Below are 18,447 nucleotides of genomic sequence, written 5' to 3' on the forward strand. Positions count from 1 at the left end.
CTGAACCGAGGAGAAAATCCATGACCATCGCGATCGGCGACAAGCTTCCTGCCGCCACCTTCAAGGAAAAAACCACCGACGGCCCGGTCGAAACCACCACCGAGCAACTGTTCGCCGGCAAGCGCGTCGTGCTCTTCGCCGTGCCGGGTGCCTTCACGCCTACCTGTTCGCTGAACCATCTGCCGGGCTATCTGGAAAACCGCGATGCCATTCTCGCCAAGGGCGTCGACGATATTGCCGTCCTTGCCGTCAACGACTGGCATGTCATGGGCGCCTGGGCGCAGTCCTCGGGCGGCCTTGGCAAGATCCACTTCCTCGCCGATTGGGATGCCGGCTTCACCAAGGCGGTCGGCCTCGATGCCGATCTTTCCGGAGGCGGCCTCGGCGTGCGCTCCAAGCGCTATTCGATGCTGGTCGAGAACGGTGTCGTGAGGTCGCTCAATGTCGAGGAATCGCCCGGGCAGGCGACGGTTTCCGGTGCCGCGGCGATGCTCGAGCAGCTCTGAGCCGGAACCCATTGATGCTTATGTGAAAGGCGCCTTCGGGCGCCTTTTTTATTTGTCGTTGAAACAGGCGTCGATATGGCGCCGGTCGTCTTTGCCTCATTCTTGCCGCAATCGTTATAACATAACTGTAATGTTATTACATATAGGGAATGACCAATGCCGACCGCCCCCCAACGTTTCGCCATCAGCAGCCTGCTCGGACAATCGGCGCTGCTGCGTGCCGGCGGCGCAGTCATTATCGTTGCGCTCCTGTGGCTTGCGATCCATTGGGCGATCCTGCTGCCATGAGCGCGCCGGTCATCCGCCTCCACAATCTGACCGTTTCCTATGATCGCCACCCGGCGGTCCATCACCTCTCCGGCACGTTCCAGCCGGGGAGCCTGACGGCAATCGCCGGGCCGAACGGGGCGGGGAAATCCACGCTGCTGAAAGCGATCATGGGGGAACTGCGCCCGGCTGAGGGGCGAGTGGAGCACCGGCTGCAGCGCGCCGATTTCGGTTATCTTCCACAGGCAGCAGACATCAACAGGCGCTTTCCGATCTCCGTTCTGGATACGGTGCTGCTCGGAAGCTGGCGCTCGGCTGGTGCTTTCCGCAGCGTTGCGAAACAGGACGGTATGCGCGCCCGCGCCGCGCTCGGCATCGTCGGGCTGGAAGGCTTCGAGGCGCGCCACATCGGCTCGCTCTCGGCTGGCCAGTTCCAGCGCGTGCTCTTTGCCCGCCTGCTGTTGCAGGATGCCCGTGTCATCCTGCTCGATGAACCCTTCACCGCCATCGACGCCCGCACGACCAGGGACCTGCTCGATATCATCGCCCGCTGGCACGGCGACGGCCGGACAGTGATCGCCGTGCTCCACGATTTCGAGCAGGTGAGGGCGCATTTCCCGGAAACCCTGCTGCTGGCCCGCCGGCTGATCGGCTGGGGGATGACGCAGGAGGTCATGTCGTCAGCCAATCTGCTTGAGGCTCGCGCCATGGCCGAACGTTGGGACGAGGATGCCGAAGCCTGCGAGCCGGCGGCATGACGGCCTACGATATCTTCTTCGCTCCCTTTGCCGATTATGGCTTCATGCGCCGCGCGCTCGTCGCCTGCCTCTGCCTTGGTCTCGGCTCCGGTCCCATCGGCGTCTTCCTGATGCTGCGACGCATGAGCCTGATGGGAGACGCCATGAGCCATGCAGTGCTTCCGGGGGCGGCGATCGGCTATCTCGTTGCCGGCTCGCTGTCGCTGACTGCAATGGGCATTGGCGGGCTTGTCGCCGGCCTTTCTGTCGCACTGCTGTCCGGCGTCGTCAGTCGCATGACCGTGCTTCAGGAAGACGCGAGCTTTGCGAGCTTCTATCTCGCCTCGCTGGCCCTCGGCGTGCTTATCGTCTCGCTGCGAGGCTCCAACATCGATCTGCTGCATGTGCTGTTCGGCACGATCCTTGCCATCGATGCACCGGCACTGACGCAGATCGGCACCATCACATCGGTTACCTTGCTGGCACTAGCGGTCATCTACCGACCTCTGGTCGCGGAATGTTTCGATCCGGGTTTCCTGCGTGCCGTCGCCGGGCGAGGCCCGGTCTATCATTTTCTCTTCCTGCTCCTGGTGGTGCTGAACCTTGTCGCGAGCTTCCAGGCGCTCGGCACGTTGATGGCCGTTGGCTTGATGATGCTGCCGGCGGCGATCGCCCAGCTCTGGTCGCGCAGTCTGCCGGCCATGATGATGACAGCAGCGGTCAGCGCCGCAGCTTCCGGCTATCTCGGCCTCATCGCGTCCTATCACCTCGAGCTTGCCTCCGGCCCAACGATCATCATGACGGCGGCGCTGTTTTACGGGCTCTCCATCTTCTTCGCACCGTCGGGCCTTGCCCGACGTTTCTTCCCCCGCCCGCATCTGAAGGGCTGATCACAGGAGCCATCAATGTTATCCCGCAGACTGCTTCTCTCCGCCGCCTTGCCCGTGCTGATGGTGCTTTCGGCCGTGCCGGCTTCGGCCGAAACGCTGAAGGTCGTCGCTTCCTTCACCGTGCTTGCCGATGTCGTCCGCCAGGTCGGCGGCGATCATGTCAAGGTCACGAGCCTCGTCGGCCCGAACGGCGATCCCCATGAATTCGAGCCGTCGCCAGCCGATGCCAAAGCGCTGAACGCCGCAAAGCTCACCTTCGTCAGTGGCGAGGGGCTGGAAGGCTGGATGGATCGCCTCATCACCGCCTCCGGCTACAAGGGCAAACCCATCACGGTCTCCGAGGGCATCAACACCCGCACCATGGAAGAGGACGGAAAGACTGTCACCGATCCGCATGTCTGGAACAGCCCCGTGAACGTGAAGATCTGGGTCGCGAACATCGAAAAGACGCTGTCCGCTGCCGATCCGGCCGATGCGGCAGCCTTCAAGGCCAATGCTGAAAAGTACACGAAGAAGCTCGACGAACTGGATGCCTATGCCCATTCCAAGTTCGACAAGATCGCCGATAACAGCCGCAAGGTGCTGACCAGCCACGATGCTTTCGGTTACTTCGGCCGGGAATATAATGTCAGCTTCCTGGCGCCGCTTGGACTTTCGACTGAAAGTGAAGCGTCTGCCGCTGACGTCGCCAAGCTGATCGAGCAGATCAAGCAGGAACGCGTGAAGACTTACTTCTTCGAAAACTCGAACGATCCGCGGCTCGTCAAACAGGTTGCCACCGCCACCGGAGCCAAACCGGGCGGTGAGCTTTACGTCGAATCGCTGTCGGACACCAAAGGCCCGGCGCCGACCTACGAGAAGATGTTCCGCTACAATGTTGACCAGCTCTCCGCCGCGATGGCGAAATCGAGCTGATCAAGGAATATTAGAGAACCAGATCGAAGACGAGGAGGCCGGCCAGGCCTCCATCCGTTGACGTGACGATACGCTCGCCGACGGCCACATGCTCGGGATGCACGAGATAGGTATCCCGGGCCTCCGGGCTCTCGAAGGTCACGGCAAATCCGTCGACGAAGCCGCCATGCAGCCCCTCGGGTGAGACATTCGGCCCGTATTTGATATCCAGAATGCCTGGAATTACCTGCTTCAGCGCCACGATGGCGTCGAACAGCGCCTGCTTGTCATCTGGTGTCATGGCGCTCTTCAGCCGCATGAATACGCAATGCAGGATCATAAGGGGCCTCCCGGTTGTGTTTTCGGGCAGAATAACTGTCATGGCCGGGAGGGCAAGGCGGTAAACCGCGTCCTCCCCGCATTCCTCTGTGGGCACTGGGTCGAGCTAAATCCGCTCAGGCCCGCTTCGTCAGCGGAAACCGTTCCCTCAGCAGTCGCAGAACCGATTCCGACGGCATCGGCGGACCGAAGAGATAGCTCTGGCCATAGCTGCAGCCCATCTTGGCAAGCTCGATCGCATCCTCATTGGATTCGATGCCCTCGGCGACCACCTTCATCTCCAGCTCGCGCGCCATGGAGATCACCGATCTCAGCACAGTTGCCTTCTTGTCGCTGTTGTCGCGCACCAGCGCCTTGTCGAGCTTGATCGTGTCGAAGGGGAAGCGGGTGAGATAGGCAAGCGAGGAATAGCCGGTGCCGAAATCGTCGAGCGCCAGGCCAAGGCCTGCTTCCTTCAGCTTCTGCAACACGAGACGGGCCTGTTCCGGATTTTCCATCACCATGGATTCCGTCAGTTCCAGTTTCAGCCTTGAAGGATCGCAATGGGTTTTCGCCAGCACCGAGCGGACGTCGTCGTAAAGCTCGTTGTTGAGAAGCTGTACGCTGGAAAGGTTGATGGAGACGAAGATCGGCAATTCGCCGGTCTGGTTCTGCCACCCCATCAGGTCGTTGGTCGCCTGTTCCAGCGCGAAGATGCCGAGCGCGCCGATGATGTCGGAGGCTTCGGCGATCGGGATGAATTCCGAAGGCGGGATATTGCCGCGCTTGGGATGTTCCCAGCGCATCAGCGCCTCGAAACCGGCAATCTCGACATCCTCCAGCCGTGCGATCGGCTGGTAGACCATCGAAAGTTCCTTGCGCTCGATGGCGCGGCGCAGATCCGATTCAAGCTGCAGGCGGTCGGTTCCGAAATCACGGAAGGCCGGCTGGAAGGGCTCGACGCGGTTGCCACCGGCGCGCTTGGCCCGATACATGGCAAGCTCGGCGTCGCTGAGCAGGCCGGATGCACTTTCCTGCTGGTCCACCCAGGAGGTAAGGCCGATCGAAGCGGTCAGGATGATCTCGCGGTTAGAGAAGTTGATCGGCACCATGATCGCCTTGCTCATCGCATCGGCGAAATCGGCGACCTTGGCCGGATCGTGCTCGGAAACAAGGATGAGGCCGAACTGGTCGCCCGAGAGACGCGCCAGCGTATCCTGCGGTTTCAGAAGACGGCGGAGACGCCGGGTGAGTGCGATCAGGATATTGTCGCCCGCGGCCACTCCGAGCGAATCGTTGACCAGCTTGTAGCGGTCGATGTCGATCACCATCACGGTCGGACGCAGCGTCTCGCCACCCGGTGCCAGCGTCAGCACCGACTGCAGGCGGTCTATGAAGACCTGCCGGTTCGGCAGGCCCGTCAGGTTGTCGTGCAGCGCATCGTGCAGTAGCCGCTCGACGGAGTTCTTCTGCTCGGTCACATCGACGATCGTGCCCACGCAGCGAATGATTTCGCCGTTCGAGCCGAGCACCGGCCGGGCACGGATCAGGAGCCAATGGAAGTGCCCGTCTTCGGCGCGGATGCGGAACTCGTGGTTCAGCCGGCCGCGGCGATGTTCCAGGAGCACGTCAAGCGTTGCCCGGAAACGGTCGCGATCGTCAGGGTGCAGCCGCGGTAGCCAGTTGCGCGCCGCGCCATGCATCGTGCCCGGCGAAAGCCCGAGTTTTACGGAAACATCGGGAATGGTGACGACGCGGTCGCGCGCTACGTCCCAATCCCAGACCATGTCGCCGGAGCCCGTCAGCGCCAGCGACTGGCGTTCGAGATCGGAGAACAGGCCCTGCTGGAAAGCGCCGCCCGCAAAGGCGTGCTGCATGACGGTGAAACCGATCAGGAGCACGATGAGGACGAGACCGCCGCCGAGTGCGGGCTGAATGATGTCATTGTCGAGCCGGCCGGTGATCGTCATCCACGCGCCAAACAGCCACACAAGCGTCAGCGCCCAGGCAGGCACAAGAAGGATGGCGCGGTCATAGCGGTTGAAGCCGAGGTAGATGATCAGCAGGAGGCCGGTCGCCGCCGTCAGTGCGAAGGAGAGCCGAGCGATGCCGGCCGCAATCGACGGATCGTAGATCGCAACGCCGAAGAGCAGCGCAAGACCCAGCACCCAGGCAAGCGTGGCGTAACCCAGATGCACATGCCATCGGTTGAGATTGAGATAGGTGAAGAGGAAGATCACGAAACTCGAGGCGAGCGCCACCTCCGCACAGGCGCGCCATATTCGTTGATCCGCCGAGGCGACGCTGATCAGCTTTCCAAGGAAGCCGAAGTCGACGCAGATATAGCCGAGCACTGCCCAGGCGAGTGCCGCCGTCGCCGGAAGCATCGAGGTTCCCTTGACGACGAAAAGGATGGTCAGGAAAACCGCCAGCAGGCCGGCAATGCCGAGCACGATGCCGCGATAGAGCGTGAAGGCGTTGATCGTGTCCTTGTAGGCATCCGGCTCCCACAGATAGATCTGCGGCAGGTCGGGTGTCGCAAGCTCGGCCACGAAGGTGATGACGGCACCGGGGTTCAGCGTGATGCGGAAGACGTCCGCTTCGTCGCTCGGCTGGCGGTCGAGCGCAAAACCTTCGCTGGGGGTAATGGCAATGATGCGCTGCGAGCCGAGATCGGGCCAGAACAGCTTGGAATTGACGAGACGGAAGTGCGGCGCGACGATGACGCGCTCAAGCTGCTCTTCCGAGACATTGGCAAGCGCAAAGACTGCCCAGTCGCCCTGATGGTTTTCCGAACTTGCGCGCACTTCGATACGTCGGCGGATACCATCGGCGCCGGCCGCGGTGGATACCTGGAAGGCTTCGCCCTGGTTGGCGTAGATTTCGGTCGTGGCAGTCAGGTCCAGCGCTGTATCGTCGCGGGAAATCTTCACCGGTTCGGCCGCCTGCACGGTTCCCGCCACAAGGGCGAATACCGACAGGAGAAGGGCTGCGATCACCGTGATCACTCGTCCGGACGGTGACGTCAGCAGCATGCGGTCTTTGTTCATCGGCTGTTGGGTTTCCTGCCTGTATCCGCGTCACTGGCCAGACGTGAAAACATCACGTGATCATGCCACTGACCGTTGATCTTCAAATATCCGCGCAGGTAGCCTTCCCGCTGGAACCCGGCTTTCTCAAGCAGGCGAATGCTCCGTGCATTGTCTGGAATACAGGCTGCTTCAATACGGTGCAACTCAAGCCCGGCGAAGATATAAGGAATAACCAGTTGAAGTGCGGCAAACATATGGCCCTGGCCGGCAAAACGCTCGCCCATCCAATAGCCGATCATGCAGCTTTGGGCCGCACCCCGGCGGATATAGCCGATGGTGACGCCGCCAACGAGCGTCATGTCCTTTCTTAGAAAAATGAAGAGCGGGACTGCCTGTCCCGAAGCATATTCCTGTTTGCCGCGGATCACCCGGGCGCGAAACGATCCCTCGGTCAACTCGTCGCGCCGCCATGTCGGCTCCCAGGGCTCCAGAAATCGGCGGCTATCGGCGCGAAGCCGGTGCCACTGGCTGAAATCCTGATAGCGCGGCAGGCGCAGGACATATTTATCGTTTTCGAGTTCGACCGCTTCAGGCTGTCGCGATAGGAACCGAAAAACCGATTTTGGCATCGATACCCCTCGGCGCAACGGATGTGTCGGTCAGAGGCTCGCCTGCTTCGTCTTCGGTGCCGGGACCGAAAGCGAGGCGGTGATGTCTTCCATCGGGGCAAGCTGCTCAAGCGGACCGATCGCCGAAAGCGTCGGAACGGTGTCGTAGAACAGGCGACCCGCTAGGTCGGTCAGACGCTCGATGGTGATGCCTTCCAAGCGCTCCATCATCTCCGGATTGGAGATCGGGCGACCGTAGAGCATCATCTGCCGGGCGACCTGGCCGGCGCGGGCGGCGGGGCTTTCCTGGCCCATGAGAAGCTGGGCGCGGATTTGCGCGCGGGCGCGCTCGATTTCCTTCTGATGGATGCTGTCGGCCGACTTGTGCAACTCGTCGATGATGACGGGCACCAGTTCCGGCAGGTTCTCGCCACCGGTTGCGGCATGTATGCCGAAGATGCCGGTATCGGAAAAGCCCCAGTGGAAAGCGTAGACGGAATAACAGAGGCCACGAAACTCGCGCACTTCCTGGAAGAGGCGGGAGGACATGCCGCCACCGAGGATATTCGCGAGGATCTGCGAGCAATAGAAATCGCGGGCGTGGTAGGCCTTGCCCTCGAAGCCGAGCAGGATCTGCGCGTCCATGAGGTCGCGCGGCTCACGCACATTGCCGCCGATGTAGCGCGCTGGCTCCATGACCGGCGGCGCATTGGGCGTGGTCGGCAGGCTGGCGAAGCGGTCTTCGACCAAGCGAACGAATTCGTCATGCTCGACGGCGCCCGCCGCCACCACGAACATCCGGTCGGTCGTGTAGTTGCGGCCGAGATAGGTGCGGATCTGCTGCGGCGTGAAGGAAACGACGGTTTCCGGCGTGCCGAGGATTGGTCTCCCGAGCGTCTGGCCGCGATAGGCGACCTCGGAGAAGCGGTCGAAGACGACGTCGTCGGGCGTGTCGTTGGCCGCGTTGATCTCCTGCAGGATGACCTGCTTCTCGCGCTCCAGCTCTTCTTCCTCGAAGGCGGATTCCGTCAGGATATCGGCGAGGATATCGACGGCGAGCGGTACGTGATCCTTCAGGACACGGGCATAATAAGAGGTCGTTTCGGTGGAGGTCGCAGCGTTCACTTCGCCGCCGACATCCTCGATTTCCTCGGCGATCTCGCGGGCGGAGCGGCGTGCCGTTCCCTTGAAGGCCATGTGTTCGAGCAGGTGGGCAATACCGTGCTCGTCTTCCGTCTCGTTACGCGAACCTGATTTGATCCAGACTCCGAGCGCAGCGCTTTCAAGGTGCGGCATGGTCTGTGTGACTACTGTCAGCCCGGATTTGAGCCGGGTGCACTCAACTGTCATGTGCTATCTTTCTGCGCTTGCCGTCATCTAGCTGCGGGCATGCTTGCCGATAAAGGTTTCAACCGCTTTGAGCTCGGGCTCGATGATCTGGAAGCGCTCCTCCCTGTGCATCACATCAGCAAGCCACGTCGGAAGCGCCGGGTCAATACCGGAGGCGGATTTTACGGCAGCGGGGAATTTCGCCGGATGCGCAGTCGCAAGCGTCACCATCGGCGTATTCGGCTTTTCCCGCTTGGCGGCGACGAAGACGCCGATCGCGGAATGCGGATCGAGGAGATAGCCGGTTTCTTCATAGGTCTTGCGAATTGTTTCTGCCACCTGACGCTCGCTTGCGCGACCGGCACGGAAATCCTTCTTGATGAATTTCAGCGCGTCGGGCGAAATTTCGAAACCATTGGATTGCTTGAGGCTTTCCATTGCGGCGCGAACCTTGGAGGCGTCGCGGTCATAGGCTTCGAACAACAGCCGCTCGAAGTTCGAGGATATCTGGATATCCATGGAAGGCGAAGTCGTAGCCTTCACCGCTTTCATGTCGTAGCGGCCGGTTTTCAACATGCGCGCCAGAATATCGTTCTCGTTGGTGGCGATGACGAGCTTGTCGATCGGCAGTCCCATGCGCTTGGCACAATAGCCGGCGAAGATATCGCCGAAATTGCCCGTTGGCACCGTGAATGAGATCTTCCGGTCCGGCCCGCCGAGTGCGATCGCCGTCGTGAAATAGTAGACGATCTGGGCCATGATGCGCGCCCAATTGATCGAATTGACGCCCGAGAGCTTCACCTTGTCGCGGAAGGCCGTGTCATTGAACATGGCTTTGACGAGGTTCTGGCAATCATCGAAATTGCCTTCCACGGCAAGCGCGTGCACGTTGCCCGATGTCGACGTCGTCATCTGGCGCTGCTGTACGGGCGAAACCTTGCCATGCGGGAAGAGGATGAAGATGTCGGTGCGCTCGCGGTTGGCAAAAGCATCGATCGCTGCACCACCCGTATCGCCCGAGGTGGCGCCGACGATCGTTGCCCGCTCGCCGCGCTTTTCCAGCGCGTAATCCATCAGGCGGGCAAGAAGCTGCATCGCCACATCCTTGAAAGCGAGCGTCGTGCCGTGGAACAGTTCCATCACGAAACTGTTCGGGCCGGTCTGCACCAGCGGCGCGATCGCCGGATGGCGGAAAGTGCCGTAGGCTTCGTCGATCATCGCCCGGAAGGTTTCGTCCGGGATTTCGCCATTGGTGAAGGGCGAAAGGATGGTGAAGGCGATCTCCTGATACGTCTTGCCGCGCAGCGCCCGGATTTCCTTTTTGGAAAAACTCGGCCATTTGCGCGGAACATAGAGCCCGCCATCGCGCGCCAGCCCTGCCAGAAGGGCGTCGCAAAAGCCGAGGGAAGGGACCTCGCCGCGGGTCGAGATATAGTCCACGTTCGTCATCCTTGATCTATGGCTGGAGAGTTTCCGCGCGAAAAACGGACAGTCGCCGCGTTGAAAAGAGGGAGCTTGCCGGCTCGCCGGGGCATTGCCGCAGGTATGTTATTGAAGTTGCCCGCATCCGGCGCCGAAAAGTGCATCAAAACGGTGCTTACCCAATCGATTTTTCTTTGCGCCGCTGATATAGACCATCGCCAACTGTCATGAAAGGCCTTGCGGGAAAGTCGCAAGCACCTAGAAGAAAAGCGTCTGCAAGGGGTGGAATATCGTGCTCGGCAAGGTCTCGCGTCTCATTGTTTCTGCATCGCTTTTTGCCGCCCTTGCCGGCTGCAATTCGCTTGGCCTCGGCGGCGACAGCAAGCCTGAGGCGACCGCCGCGGCAACCGGCCCGGCGCCGCTTCAGCCGAATGGCGATGCCCAGATCATGCCGGTCGCACCGACCAATCCTTCGTCGAACCAGGCCCCGATCGGCACCGGCGTTACCGCACAAGGCAGGGTCGCGCCGGTGGTTCAGGGCGCTTGCCCGCAGATATTCATGCGCGATCAGGATGCGATCTATCGCACCTACGCGAAGGGCGCAAAGGCCGGCGACCCGCAGCAAGTCGTCTTCCAGGCATCCTTCGGTGACTACACCCGCCAGTGCACGCTGAACGATACGGCACTTTCGATGACCGTCGTGGCGCAGCTTCGCCTCGTCGCCGGCCCGGGCGGCGCCTCCGGCCCGGTCACCTTGCCGATCCGCATCTCGGTGCTGGATGGCCAGGATGTTTTGTCGTCCGAAGTCGTGAATTTCCCAGCCCAGATCCCGGCCGGCGCACCGGCCACCCAGGTCATATTCCGCCATGAAGGCATCAAGATGCCGGTCGGCTCCGGTGCTCTCGTGCGCGTCAATGTCGGTTTCGACACTCAACCCTCCAAGAACGCAAAGAACTCGAAGAAGAAGAGCAGCTGAAGCATCGGCCGCTTGATCACTCCTGCGAGACCCAACGCGCCCATTGGCGTGGTGCATGCTGCCGCGCGACAAACTTCACCCTAGATGCAAAAAAGCCCGCAGGTTGCGGGCTCCCGGTGCGGATTTCTTCCGCTCGAGTTTCAAGGCTGCGCCCTTAAAGCACGCCTTCCCACTCCGCCAACGCGGCGACAACGCCGGGCAGATCGTTCATGCGTGAAATCACCGTCTCTGCGCCCGCATCCGTCAACTTGTCGGCATGCGACGGATAGGTATGCGAGCCGCCGGTGAAGCCGATGACCCGCATGCCTGCCGCGCGTGCAGCATGAACGCCATGGGTGGAATCTTCGACGACGACAGTCCTGGAAGGCGAAACGCCCATCTGGCTGGCGCCATGCAGGAAAATATCCGGCTTCGGCTTGGCGCGATCGGGGCCGAGATCCTTGGCGGAGAAGATGTTTGGTGCAAAGAGCTGCTTCAGGCCGACCTTGCCAAGCATCATATCGAGCCGCTTGCTCGAGGAATTGGAGCAGATGCAACGCTTCATCGGAAGGCGGCCGACGGCATATTCGACACCGGGGATAGCCTGCACTTCCTGTTCGAGCCGCACGTCCAGGATCTGCTGCGACTTGTCGAGCAGGGATGCCGAGATCGGAATGCTGGCCTCGCGCTCGATCTGGAAGAGTATGTCCTGCCAGGTCAGGCCGGCGAAGCGCTCGTTCATCTCCTCGACGCTGATCGGATAGCCTGCTTCGGTCAGCAGCACCGATTCCACGTTGGCAGCGATGATTTCGGAATCGACCAGAACGCCGTCGCAGTCGAAGATGATGAGGTCGAAGCCGTCCATATACTCATGCCTTATTCGGGGATGATGCGGCTTTACACGATGGCCGCCGAAAGCTCAATCGGCTGCACGGCATGGCTGGAATGCATTGTGCGGGCAGCTTTGCCGGGAGCAGGTTCCGTCCCACCTCGACAAGTCCTGCAGGGCTCGCTACTTGATGGCAATGAGCAGGGAACCTGAAGACACCATCACCGCGCGCATCGCCCGCGTGCTTGCAGAGCGCATCGTCCATGGCGAGATTGCGCCTGGCGCCCGTCTTCGACAGGACCATATTGCCGAGGAGTTCGACACCAGCCATGTGCCGGTACGCGAGGCTTTCCGTCGGCTGGAGGCGCAGGGACTGGCGATCAGCGAGCCGCGCCGTGGCGTTCGCGTCGCCTCCTTTGATCTCGCCGAGGTGCGCGAGGTCGCTGAAATGCGCGCCGCACTCGAAGTGCTTGCTTTGACACATGCCAGCCGCCACTTGACGCCCGCCATTCTTGACGCTGCGGAGGAGGCGACACGTGAAGGCGATGCCGCTGCCGATGTGCATGCCTGGGAAGAGGCGAACCGCCGCTTCCACCGCCTGATCCTCACCCCTTGCGCCATGCCGCGCCTGCTCGCCTCGATCGACGACCTCCATGCGGCAAGTGCCCGCTTCCTGTTTTCCGCCTGGCGATCCGGTTGGGAAAAACGCACGGATCACGATCACAGGGCCATCCTTGCCGCACTTCGCCAGGGTAAGGCCGAGGAGGCTGCCGCCATCCTGCAAAAGCATGTGCAGTGGATCGGACGTGCCCCGCAACCCGCCCAGAAGGGCGGCGAACGGGAAGCTTTTGCCATCGTCGGCTGAATTCTCAAAATTATAGGTACCTGAGCGCGTTTTGCACCATGGTCGCTCGCAACCATTCAGGAATACGCTTGTCGCGCCTTAGCCTTCCAGCGGAAAGAGCTTGAGGAACTGCCGCTCGCCCTCGGGTGAAAAGACCACGGAGCGGCTTTCCGGTATCCGCCTTGCCCAGCCCTTCTCCATGAAATTCGAAAGCAGCGCCTTGCCGAGGCTGCCGGCAAGATGGGCGCGGCGTTCGCTCCAGTCGAGGCAGGAGCGGCAGAGCGGCCGGCGGGAGGACTTGAGGCTGCCGACATCGATGCCGATACATTGCAGATCGCTCTCGCCTTTCGCCGTCACCGCAAGCCCGTCGCCGATGGCATCGATCGACCCGGAGGCAACGAGGCTGTCCAGCATGCGCACGCCAAAATCGCCCGCCAGATGATCGTAGCAGATACGCGCCTTGCGCAGCGCCGGGTCTTTCGGACCGGGCTGATGGCGCAGATGCCCTCGGCTTGCCGCAAGGCCCATCATGCTTTCGATCAGCCGCGCGACTGCCTCGTCGGCGAGCGTGAAGTAGCGGTGTCGCCCCTGCTTGCGCTGCGCCAGCAAGCCGCCGGCTTCGAGTTTTGAAAGGTGCGTGCTTGCGGTCTGCAGGGTGATGCCGCCGGCCGCAGCAAGTTCGGTTGCCGTCAGCGCACGCCCGCCGGTCAGCGCCGCCAGCATATTGGCGCGCGCCGGATCGCCGATGAGCGCGCCGATCTGAGCAATGTCAGGCCCTTCTTTCATACTTCGATCGTAACCGAAGCATTCTCGTACGGCAATGTGCGAAAACGCTTCTCATACGAAAGGAGAAAACGATGATCACTTGCTTTATCCGCTACGAGATCGACCCGTTCCGCAAGGATGCCTTTGCCGAATATGCCCGCAACTGGGGGCAGGCGATCCCGAGAAACGGCGCCGACCTGATCGGCTATTTCGGCCCGCACGAGGGTTCCGCGACGACGGCGTATGGTGTCTACAACATCGAAAGCCTGACAGCCTATGAGGCCTATCGCGCAAGGCTTGCCGCCGATCCGCTCGGTCGGGAGAACTACGAATTCGCCCGCCGTGAACGCTTCATCCTGAAAGAGGACCGCATCTTCCTGAAGAATGTCTCGGCCCCACATGCGAGACTGGTGCTGCCATGATCGCCGTCATCTTCGAAGTCATCCCCTATGTCGGCGAACGCCATCGCTATCTCGACTTGGCCGGCGAACTCAGATCCGAACTCGAAAAGATCGACGGCTTCATCTCCATCGAGCGTTTCGAGAGCCTGACTATGCGCGGCAAGATCCTCTCGCTCTCGTTCTTCAGGGACGAAGAGGCGGTCCGCGAGTGGCGCAATCTCGAGGCCCATCGCGCGGCCCAGACGGCCGGCCGCAACGGCATTTTCGCAGACTATCGCCTGCGTATCGGCCAGGTGATCAGGGATTATGGCATGATCGAGCGGGCCGAAGCACCTGAAGACAGCAGGCACGTCCATAGCCTTCATGTCGTGGAATGAAAGGGGCAGACACCGGCTTGTGCCTGCCTCTCTCCTACGCGCAAACCCGAATATTTTCCCGAAACGGGTCGATGCTTCAGCCTTTGGTAACCAACTTGCGTAACCATAACGGACAGTTAAGCGTAAAGCGTATGAGTGAGTATCTAAATGGCGTCTGTTTTTCCGCTTGCCGACCTCAAGGCTTCCGTCAAGCCGGGTTCTTGGGTCGACACGATCATCAAGGGCGATTGCGTTGCAGCCCTTGACGCTCTTCCGAACCAGTCGGTTGACGTCATCTTCGCCGATCCGCCGTATAACCTCCAGCTTGGCGGCACACTGCACCGGCCGGACCAGTCGCTGGTCGATGCGGTCGACGACGAATGGGATCAGTTCGCCTCCTTCGAGGCCTATGATGCCTTCACGCGCGCCTGGCTGCTCGCCTGCCGCCGCGTGCTGAAGCCGACGGGCACGATCTGGGTCATCGGCTCCTATCACAATATCTTCCGCGTTGGCGCCACGCTGCAGGATCTGAACTTCTGGATCCTCAACGACATCGTCTGGCGCAAGACGAACCCGATGCCGAATTTCAAGGGCCGTCGTTTCCAGAATGCCCATGAAACGATGATCTGGGCGAGCCCGAACGCCAAGGCCAAGGGCTATACGTTCAATTACGATGCCATGAAGGCCGCCAATGACGATGTGCAGATGCGCTCCGACTGGCTCTTCCCGATCTGCAGTGGCAACGAGCGCCTGAAGGGTGACGATGGCAAGAAGGTCCATCCGACGCAGAAGCCGGAAGCGTTGCTCGCCCGCGTCATCATGGCCTCGTCGAAGCCCGGCGATATCATTCTCGATCCCTTCTTCGGTTCGGGAACGACCGGCGCCGTTGCCAAGCGTCTCGGCCGCCACTTCGTCGGCATCGAGCGTGAGCAGGACTATATCGATGCGGCCTCTGCCCGCATCGCCGCCGTCGAGCCGCTCGGCAAGGCGGAACTGACCGTCATGACCGGCAAGAAGGCCGAAGCCCGCGTCGCCTTCAACGTACTGGTCGAAAGCGGCCTTATCAAGCCCGGCCAGGTGCTGACGGATGCCAGACGGCGTTACAGCGCCGTGGTGCGCGCCGACGGCACGGTCGCCGCTGGTGGCGAGGCCGGCTCCATTCATCGTCTCGGCGCGAAAGTGCAGGGCCTTGATGCATGCAACGGGTGGACCTTCTGGCACTTCGACGACGGGCAATCCCTGCGCCCGATCGACGACTTGCGGTCCATCATCCGCAGCGACCTTGCAAAGATGGATTGAGCAACATCTTGCAGGATTGAGATACAGCTTCTTCCGGTTTGTACCTCCAGTTACGGAAGAAGAAACAAGAAGCCCGGGACCGAAAGACCCCGGGCTTCTTGTTTCTGCAAAAGCGGCAGCAATCTCGCCTCAGAATTCCTGGTAGTCGGTCACATCGACCCGCGTAACCTTGCCGTCCGCATTGAAGGTGATCGTTTCCTCGCCTTCGCGGATCAACGGCTTGCCGGTTTTGCTGTGTGTTGCCCGAACGGACCAGACAGCCCGGCCGGAAAACGGCGTCAGCGTTTCCACCAGGGAGTTTTCCGCCGTCTGGTCAGGGTAATCGTCGAAATAGCGTCGGAAGGCAGTCATGATCTCGGCCCGGCCGGCAAGGCTGCCGACGCCGTTGGAGACGTAGGTCGCATCCTCGGCGAACCAGCGCTCGATCTCGGGAAAATCGAGCGCGTTGATCGCCGCGTGGAAGCGGTCGATGGCGTCAGCGGGATCGAAAGCCATGGCTCAGGCCCTCAAACCGTAAGTCGCGAGGTCGGCGCGCAGCTTGTCGGCGCCGGTGAAGAGCACGGCGTTCCAGCCGGCGGCCTTAGCGCCCTCGACATTGACGGGTGCGTCGTCGATGAAGATCGTCGCGGCCGGATCGAGGTCGAAACTCTTCGCATGCGTTTCGTAGATCGCGATATCGGGCTTGATGAGGCCGACATCACCGGAAACGGTTACGCCGCGCGGCTTCTTGAGGAACGGAAAGCGTTCCTGCGCCTCGCGGAATGTGTCGGACGCGAAGTTGGTCAGCATCGTCACGTCCCGGCCTTCATTGATGAAGCCCTCCATGATCGCGACGCTGTCTTCATAGGCATGCGGTATCATCTCGTGCCAGTTCTTGCGAAAGCCGCGGATATGCTCTTCGCGGGTCGGATGCTCCTTGATCAGCAAGGCCTCGGCATCGGCCCAGGTGCGGCCGCGGTCCTGCTCGACGTTCCAGTCGTGCGTGCAGATATTGGCGAAAAACCAATTGCGCTCGGCCTCATCGGGAATAAGGCGGCTGAAGGGAATTTGCGGATCGTAATGAATAAGAACTTTGCCAATATCGAAAACGATATGCTTGATGTCGTTTGCCATAATCATCCCTTGGCTGTTTTGAACGCGAGAGGAATAGCCGCTGCGATCGCTTTTTTCATGATAGTCGGCAGCGCCTGAGCTTCAAGATTTATAACTGGCTCCCACCAGCCGTCATCGATTTGAAGGCGATTGGTAATTGCCACGCGGAAGATCGAAAGCCTGAGCTCGAAATGGGTGAAGACGTGGGTGACGCTGCCGGCGCTCTCCCAGTCAGCCTTGAAGGGTGCCGCTTCGGCTGAGGTCTCGCCGTCCTGCCGCGCGGTCCATGCTGTCGTCGGAATTTCCGTCATGCCGCCGAGCAACCCGCTCTCAATCCGTCGCCGAAGCAGGATATCGCCATCGGAGGTGACCGCGACGAATGCCGCACCCCGCCGGATCGGCTTTTCCTTCTTGGCGGCCTTGACCGGAAACTGCTCGGGATCATGTAGCCGCAATGCCTCGCACGATCCGTTGAACGGACAGAGCGAGCAGGCCGGGCGCTTCGGCGTACAGATGGTGGCGCCGAGATCCATCATCGCCTGGGCAAAATCGCCGGGTCGGTCGGCCGGCGTCAGCAGCGCCACCTTCTGGCGCATCAGCGGCTTGCCGGCTGGAAGCGGCGTAGCGATGGCATAGAGCCTGGAGATGACCCGCTCGACATTGCCGTCCATCACGGCGGCCTGCCGGTCAAAGGCGATGGCCGAGACTGCCGCGGCCGTATAGTCGCCGATGCCGGGCAGCGCTTTCAGGCCTTCTTCGGTGTCGGGAAAGATGCCGCCATGCCGGCTCGCGACCGCCTCGGCACATTTCTTGAGATTGCGTGCCCGTGCGTAATAGCCAAGCCCCGCCCAGGCTGCCATGACAGCTTCAACAGGTGCATCGGCGAGATCGGTCACTGTTGGCCACTTCGCCAGAAAATTCGCGAAATAGGGTTTGACCGCTTGCACCGTCGTCTGCTGCAGCATCACCTCGGACAGCCAGACGTGATAGGGATCGGCCTTGATGCCGCGCTTCGCCATCGGTGGCGAAACCCGCCAGGGCAGGTCGCGATGATGGCGGTCGTACCATTCCAGGAGAGGGGAGGCAGTCGGCGCGTCCAATGTGCGTATCGTCATTATTTGCCGCGATCGGGGGAAGTGATCTATACTTGGCGAAGCAAGGCGGCGTGATCAAGCCGACGGCCGCCGATGGACGTCGCTTACCAAGGTTTCGATGAGTTATCCACGCAAAGATGAGAAGCAGATTGCAGAGCTGACGAACGGCATCATCGATCCCGTTCTCGCCCGCCGTGCCGGCATCAACAGCGCACTTCTCGGCTCCTGGGACGAAATCGCCGGCGAGGACTTCGCCGATTGCACCCGCCCGGAAAAGATCGCCTGGGCCCGCGGCGGGGGCGATGATGGAAGCTTCCGTCCCGGTGTGCTGACGGTTGCCTGCGAGGGCGCACGCGCTCTTTTCCTCACCCACGCGCAGGGTGAGCTTATCCAGCGCATCAACAGCTTCTTCGGCTTTGCCGCCGTCCACCAACTCCGAATCGTCCAGAAACCGGTCTACCAGCCAGTCAAACGCTCCCGCACGCCGCCGCCTTTGAAGGGCGAGGCGGCCCGCAAGCTGGAAGGCATGATGCAGGGCCTGGAGGATGAAAAGATCAGACAGGCGATCGCTCGCCTGGGGACGGCGGTATTGGGCAAGCGGGGCAGATAGGTGTCGTTTGACGCCTCGCCGGCGACTATCGCGTGATTGACGATATCGATGACGACGCGGTCCGGTTTCTGGTTCTGCGTGTCGGCAATCGTCGCGATCTCAATCGATAGGGCAAAATCCTGCACTCTTTTGACTATTCGTCTTTCGCAGGTCACAATTCTTTGAAGAAAGTTGGCGAAGCGTGCCTTGTTAGCGGCTT

Annotated in this window: 21 protein-coding genes; 11 read left to right on the forward strand and 10 right to left on the reverse strand. The window is 61.2% G+C overall.

Features of this window, described 5'->3' with window-relative positions:
* The first annotated feature begins 20 nt into the window (after positions 1–20).
* The 5 genes from FHX06_RS22175 to FHX06_RS22190 all read left to right on the forward strand — a co-directional run bounded on the left by FHX06_RS22175 (position 21) and on the right by FHX06_RS22190 (position 3,315).
* Entirely contained in the window at positions 21–506 is a 486-nt protein-coding gene (locus FHX06_RS22175) for a peroxiredoxin (RefSeq protein WP_183880878.1), read from the forward strand.
* Between the two features lie 156 nt (positions 507–662).
* Complete coding sequence (locus tag FHX06_RS36065; RefSeq protein ID WP_281413426.1) at positions 663–794, forward strand: hypothetical protein; 132 nt, start codon at positions 663–665, stop codon at positions 792–794.
* Complete coding sequence (locus tag FHX06_RS22180; RefSeq protein ID WP_113015005.1) at positions 791–1,531, forward strand: metal ABC transporter ATP-binding protein; 741 nt, start codon at positions 791–793, stop codon at positions 1,529–1,531. The genes FHX06_RS36065 and FHX06_RS22180 overlap by 4 nt, the downstream gene beginning before the upstream one ends.
* Positions 1,528–2,400, forward strand: a complete 873-nt coding sequence (locus tag FHX06_RS22185) for a metal ABC transporter permease (protein ID WP_112542969.1) — start codon at positions 1,528–1,530, stop codon at positions 2,398–2,400. Before FHX06_RS22180 ends, FHX06_RS22185 begins: the two co-directional genes overlap by 4 nt.
* 15 nt (positions 2,401–2,415) lie before the next feature.
* On the forward strand, positions 2,416–3,315 hold the full coding sequence (locus tag FHX06_RS22190) for a metal ABC transporter solute-binding protein, Zn/Mn family (RefSeq protein WP_183880880.1): 900 nt from the start codon (positions 2,416–2,418) through the stop codon (positions 3,313–3,315).
* Positions 3,316–3,325: 10 nt separating this feature from the next.
* On the opposite strand, the gene FHX06_RS22195 is transcribed toward FHX06_RS22190, so the two are convergent.
* The 5 genes from FHX06_RS22195 to thrC all read right to left on the reverse strand — a co-directional run bounded on the left by FHX06_RS22195 (position 3,326) and on the right by thrC (position 10,030).
* Complete coding sequence (locus tag FHX06_RS22195) at positions 3,326–3,634, reverse strand: Dabb family protein (protein WP_112542971.1); 309 nt, start codon at positions 3,632–3,634, stop codon at positions 3,326–3,328.
* Between the two features lie 115 nt (positions 3,635–3,749).
* On the reverse strand, positions 3,750–6,662 hold the full coding sequence (locus tag FHX06_RS22200; RefSeq protein ID WP_183880882.1) for a sensor domain-containing phosphodiesterase: 2,913 nt from the start codon (positions 6,660–6,662) through the stop codon (positions 3,750–3,752).
* Positions 6,659–7,273 carry a GNAT family N-acetyltransferase gene (locus FHX06_RS22205; protein WP_112542973.1) on the reverse strand — a complete coding sequence of 205 codons (615 nt, stop codon included), beginning with the start codon at positions 7,271–7,273 and terminating at the stop codon, positions 6,659–6,661. Before FHX06_RS22205 ends, FHX06_RS22200 begins: the two co-directional genes overlap by 4 nt.
* Positions 7,274–7,303: 30 nt before the next feature.
* Positions 7,304–8,602, reverse strand: coding sequence for a M16 family metallopeptidase (locus FHX06_RS22210; protein WP_112542974.1), 1,299 nt, complete (start codon positions 8,600–8,602; stop codon positions 7,304–7,306).
* Between the two features lie 27 nt (positions 8,603–8,629).
* On the reverse strand, positions 8,630–10,030 hold the full coding sequence (gene thrC, locus FHX06_RS22215) for a threonine synthase (protein WP_183880892.1): 1,401 nt from the start codon (positions 10,028–10,030) through the stop codon (positions 8,630–8,632).
* A gap of 262 nt (positions 10,031–10,292) precedes the next feature.
* Between thrC and FHX06_RS22220 the strand changes: the two genes are divergently transcribed.
* Positions 10,293–10,979 carry a hypothetical protein gene (locus tag FHX06_RS22220; protein WP_183848403.1) on the forward strand — a complete coding sequence of 229 codons (687 nt, stop codon included), beginning with the start codon at positions 10,293–10,295 and terminating at the stop codon, positions 10,977–10,979.
* Between the two features lie 154 nt (positions 10,980–11,133).
* Here the strand turns inward: FHX06_RS22220 and FHX06_RS22225 are convergent, their stop codons facing one another.
* On the reverse strand, positions 11,134–11,823 hold the full coding sequence (locus tag FHX06_RS22225) for an HAD family hydrolase (protein ID WP_112542977.1): 690 nt from the start codon (positions 11,821–11,823) through the stop codon (positions 11,134–11,136).
* A gap of 160 nt (positions 11,824–11,983) precedes the next feature.
* On the opposite strand from FHX06_RS22225, the gene FHX06_RS22230 reads away from it, so the two are divergent.
* Positions 11,984–12,652 (forward strand): GntR family transcriptional regulator, encoded by a 669-nt coding sequence (locus FHX06_RS22230; protein WP_112543128.1) that lies wholly within the window; start codon positions 11,984–11,986, stop codon positions 12,650–12,652.
* 78 nt (positions 12,653–12,730) lie between these two features.
* Here FHX06_RS22230 and FHX06_RS22235 read toward each other — a convergent pair whose 3' ends face one another.
* Positions 12,731–13,417, reverse strand: a complete 687-nt coding sequence (locus FHX06_RS22235) for an ArsR/SmtB family transcription factor (RefSeq protein WP_112971055.1) — start codon at positions 13,415–13,417, stop codon at positions 12,731–12,733.
* 71 nt (positions 13,418–13,488) lie between these two features.
* On the opposite strand from FHX06_RS22235, the gene FHX06_RS22240 reads away from it, so the two are divergent.
* From FHX06_RS22240 to FHX06_RS22250, 3 genes are all read left to right on the forward strand, one after another.
* Positions 13,489–13,818, forward strand: coding sequence for an NIPSNAP family protein (locus FHX06_RS22240; RefSeq protein ID WP_112971054.1), 330 nt, complete (start codon positions 13,489–13,491; stop codon positions 13,816–13,818).
* Complete coding sequence (locus FHX06_RS22245) at positions 13,815–14,174, forward strand: antibiotic biosynthesis monooxygenase family protein (RefSeq protein WP_112542980.1); 360 nt, start codon at positions 13,815–13,817, stop codon at positions 14,172–14,174. The genes FHX06_RS22240 and FHX06_RS22245 overlap by 4 nt, the downstream gene beginning before the upstream one ends.
* A gap of 147 nt (positions 14,175–14,321) precedes the next feature.
* Positions 14,322–15,452: a site-specific DNA-methyltransferase gene (locus FHX06_RS22250; RefSeq protein ID WP_183880895.1), complete on the forward strand. Its 1,131-nt coding sequence runs from the start codon at positions 14,322–14,324 to the stop codon at positions 15,450–15,452.
* A 129-nt stretch (positions 15,453–15,581) separates the two neighbouring features.
* Here the strand turns inward: FHX06_RS22250 and FHX06_RS22255 are convergent, their stop codons facing one another.
* From FHX06_RS22255 to mutY, 3 genes are read right to left on the reverse strand one after another with little or no spacing between them, the layout of a single operon-like run.
* Positions 15,582–15,947: a nuclear transport factor 2 family protein gene (locus tag FHX06_RS22255; protein ID WP_113213048.1), complete on the reverse strand. Its 366-nt coding sequence runs from the start codon at positions 15,945–15,947 to the stop codon at positions 15,582–15,584.
* Positions 15,948–15,950: 3 nt separating this feature from the next.
* Complete coding sequence (locus FHX06_RS22260) at positions 15,951–16,565, reverse strand: HAD family hydrolase (RefSeq protein WP_112542983.1); 615 nt, start codon at positions 16,563–16,565, stop codon at positions 15,951–15,953.
* 2 nt (positions 16,566–16,567) lie between these two features.
* On the reverse strand, positions 16,568–17,659 hold the full coding sequence (gene mutY, locus FHX06_RS22265; RefSeq protein ID WP_183880897.1) for an A/G-specific adenine glycosylase: 1,092 nt from the start codon (positions 17,657–17,659) through the stop codon (positions 16,568–16,570).
* A 97-nt stretch (positions 17,660–17,756) separates the two neighbouring features.
* Between mutY and FHX06_RS22270 the strand changes: the two genes are divergently transcribed.
* Positions 17,757–18,248: a DUF721 domain-containing protein gene (locus FHX06_RS22270; RefSeq protein WP_113145824.1), complete on the forward strand. Its 492-nt coding sequence runs from the start codon at positions 17,757–17,759 to the stop codon at positions 18,246–18,248.
* Positions 18,249–18,447: the final 199 nt, after the last annotated feature.

Source organism: Rhizobium sp. BK512 (genome assembly GCF_014194915.1).
In the GTDB taxonomy this organism is placed as follows: Bacteria; Pseudomonadota; Alphaproteobacteria; order Rhizobiales; family Rhizobiaceae; genus Rhizobium.